The 377-nt window shown below is 60.7% G+C and carries 1 other RNA gene; it reads right to left on the bottom strand.

What is annotated here, in order from left to right:
* Positions 1–377, bottom strand: a transfer-messenger RNA (tmRNA) gene (gene ssrA, locus ACO0K4_RS19525); the annotation flags it as partial.

The following is a 377-nucleotide window of genomic DNA, read 5'->3' as shown; positions in this document are numbered from 1 at the left end:
GGGTGGAGCTGGCGGGATTCGAACCCGCGTCCGCGAACCTTCCACGCCCAGTTCTACATGCTTAGCGGTCTGATTTGGATCTCGCCAGCCCGATCGCGCAGTCGCACGCTATCGGGTCGGCCAGTGCCCTTGAGTCTCGTTCACGCCCAAGGCACCCGGTCGTGAACCAGCCGATGTGGATTCCCTCGCAGCCTGGACGGTTTTGACACCACCCTTGCCCAGCCCATCGGCCTGCTGTTGCGAGGCTCACCGGTGTTTAGGCGGCGAGTGCGAAACGTTCGTCGTTTGCAGTTAGTTTTTTTCAGCGGTTTTACGAGGTGACTGAACCTCGGCATGCCCTGAGGCGATTCCAACCCACGTCGAAACCAATGCAGCCC

The organism is Undibacterium sp. RuTC16W (assembly GCF_049339445.1).
Lineage (GTDB): Bacteria > Pseudomonadota > Gammaproteobacteria > Burkholderiales > Burkholderiaceae_D > Undibacterium.
This window is presented reverse-complemented; position numbering and strand designations above follow the sequence as displayed.